Source organism: Streptomyces sp. NPDC050732 (genome assembly GCF_040654255.1).
GTDB lineage: Bacteria > Actinomycetota > Actinomycetes > Streptomycetales > Streptomycetaceae > Streptomyces.
In genome coordinates, this window is sequence record NZ_JBFAHP010000083.1 from 1 (window position 1) to 2735 (window position 2735).

Annotated in this window: 2 protein-coding genes; both read left to right on the forward strand. The window is 69.5% G+C overall.

The genetic code is table 11. From position 1 onward, the window contains the following. Positions 1–395 precede the first annotated feature (395 nt). Positions 396–845, forward strand: a complete 450-nt coding sequence (locus AB0H82_RS36345; RefSeq protein ID WP_362999821.1) for a PTS glucose transporter subunit IIA — start codon at positions 396–398, stop codon at positions 843–845. 77 nt (positions 846–922) lie between these two features. Continuing rightward, a complete protein-coding gene (ptsP, locus tag AB0H82_RS36350) occupies positions 923–2593 on the forward strand; it encodes a phosphoenolpyruvate--protein phosphotransferase (RefSeq protein ID WP_362999822.1) in 1671 nt (556 codons plus the stop codon). Positions 2594–2735: the final 142 nt, after the last annotated feature.

Consider the following 2735-nt stretch of genomic DNA (forward strand, 5'->3'; position numbering starts at 1 on the left):
ACTCTTTCGTGTCCGATTTCCTCGGTGCCTTTCCGGTTCCCGCTCCGGCCTTTCGGCTTTCGCGTTTCCCTTTCCGGCGGTTCCGACTTTATCAGGTCTCATTCGACTCTCTGACCACGGTCACCGCGAACATGCGGAACCGATCCCAGGGATAGGATCTGATGTGAAGGATGCCGCCGGGGCCGGACGCTTGCGTCCCACGGCCTCAGGCAGGAGTACGACTGTACATCGGGCATCACGCCGGGCGCAAATCGTTTGTGCGCTGCCTCTACGTCCGTGAACCGGGACCACTCATGCGGAACCGGGACTTCTTATGACTTACCCTTCTGAACAGCGCGTCGTCCCGGACAGGTAGTGACGACGGCTATGAATCTCCACCCCCTGGGAGGCTTGCCATGACCAGCGTTTCGTCCCCGCTTGCAGGACGTGCCATTGGGCTCTCTGCTGTACCGGATCCCGTGTTCTCAGGCGCGATGGTCGGGCCTGGCACGGCTATCGATCCCGTGCGTGAGCCTTCGGAGGCCGTCTCTCCCGTGGACGGCATCGTCGTCTCTCTCCACCCCCACGCGTTCGTGGTGGTCGACGACCAGGGTCACGGTGTGCTGACGCACCTGGGCATCGACACTGTCCAGCTCAATGGTGAGGGCTTCGAGCTGCTCGTCAACAAGGGCGACACCGTGCGGCGCGGTCAGGCCGTGGTCCGCTGGAACCCGTCCGCCGTCGAGGCGGCCGGCAAGTCCCCGGTGTGCCCGATCGTGGCGCTTGAGGCCACGGCCGAGTCCCTCGCCGACCTCGTCGAGGCCGGCGACGTGAAGGCCGGCGACGCGCTCTTCAGCTGGAAGTGACGTCATCGCCGTCGCTGACGGCAGGCAGGACAACCACCGCGGCGGCTGGGCCCGTCGCACTACCGGAGACGGGTGAAATGGAGACAACGCTGCGAGGCGTCGGTGTCAGCCACGGTGTGGCGATCGGCGAGGTTCGGCACATGGGTACGGCTGTGCTTGAGCCGCCGGCCAAGCAGATTCCCGCGGAGGAGGCCGAGCGCGAACAGGGGCGCGCTCGCCAGGCCGTGGAAGCTGTGGCGGCCGACCTGAATGCGCGCGGCAACCTGGCGGGCGGCGAGGCCCAGGCGGTGCTTGAGGCACAGGCCATGATCGCCCAGGACCCGGAGCTCATGTCCGACGTCGACCGGCGCATCACCGTCGGCAGCACGGCCGAGCGCGCCGTCTACGACGCCTTCTCCCACTACCGCGAACTGCTGGCCGGTGCCGGTGAGTACATGGCCGGTCGCGTGGCGGACCTCGACGACGTGCGGAACCGTATCGTCGCGCGGCTGCTGGGCGTTCCGATGCCCGGCGTTCCTGACAGCGACCAGCCGTACGTGCTGATCGCGCGTGACCTGGCGCCCGCGGACACCGCACTGCTCGACCCGGCTCTGGTGCTCGGCTTCGTCACGGAAGAGGGCGGTCCCACGAGCCACAGCGCGATCCTCGCGCGTGCGCTCGGAGTGCCTGCCGTCGTGGCGCTGCCCGGCGCCGGTGAGCTCGCCGAGGGCACGGTCATCGCCGTGGACGGCAGCACCGGTGAGATCTTCGTGGACCCGAGCGACGAGAAGCGGGCGCAGCTGTCGGCCGCCGCCGCCGAGCGCAAGGCCGCGCTGGCCGCGTCGACCGGGCCGGGCGCGACGTCCGACGGGCACAAGGTGCCGCTCCTCGCCAATGTCGGCGGTCCCGCCGACGTGCCGGCCGCGGTCGAGGCGGGGGCCGAGGGTGTCGGTCTGTTCCGTACCGAGTTCCTGTTCCTGGACGACAGCACGAAGGCGCCGTCCGAGGAGAAGCAGGTCGAGGCGTACCGCAAGGTGCTCGAAGCCTTCCCCGAGGGCCGGGTCGTCGTGCGTGTGCTGGATGCCGGCGCGGACAAGCCGCTGGACTTCCTGACGCCCGGCGACGAGCCGAACCCGGCGCTCGGTGTGCGGGGTCTGCGGTCGCTGCTCGACCACCCCGAGGTGCTGCGGACCCAGCTGACCGCGCTGGCCAAGGCCGCCGAGGGGCTGCCCGTCTACCTTGAGGTCATGGCCCCGATGGTGGCGGACCGCACCGACGCCAAGGCCTTCGCGGACGCGTGCCGTGAGGCGGGGCTGCAGGCGAAGTTCGGCGCGATGGTCGAGATCCCGTCGGCCGCGCTGCGGGCGCGCTCGATCCTTCAGGAGGTCGAGTTCCTGTCGCTGGGCACCAACGACCTCGCTCAGTACGCCTTCGCCGCCGACCGGCAGGTGGGTGCGGTGTCCCGGCTGCAGGACCCGTGGCAGCCCGCGCTGCTCGACCTGGTGTCGATGTCCGCCGAGGCGGCGCGTGCCGAGGGCAAGAGCTGTGGCGTGTGCGGTGAGGCGGCTTCGGACCCGCTGCTCGCGTGTGTGCTGACCGGTCTGGGTGTCACCTCTCTGTCGATGGGTGCGGCGTCCATTCCTTACGTGCGCGCGACGCTCGCCAAGTACACGCTGGCGCAGTGCGAGCGTGCCGCGTCGGCGGCGCGTGCCGCGGACAGCGCCGAAGAGGCTCGCAAGGCCGCGCAGGCGGTGCTGTCGGGCGAGTAGTCGCCTGCACGCAGTCTGATCGTGTTTCCGAGGGGCGCCCCACCGGCCGGTGGGGCGCCCCACGCGGCGTAAAGTGGTGTGTTGTGAGTGGCTGGGGTGGGGGTGGGGGTTGGGTGTGGTGCGGTTATGGGAACCCGAAAAA

What these genes read in the sequence shown, in the direction of transcription:
- ptsP (WP_362999822.1), top strand. Translation starts at nt 923, where the DNA reads ATGGAGACAACGCTGCGAGGCGTCGGTGTCAGCCACGGTGTGGCGATC.
- AB0H82_RS36345 (WP_362999821.1), top strand. Translation starts at nt 396, where the DNA reads ATGACCAGCGTTTCGTCCCCGCTTGCAGGACGTGCCATTGGGCTCTCT.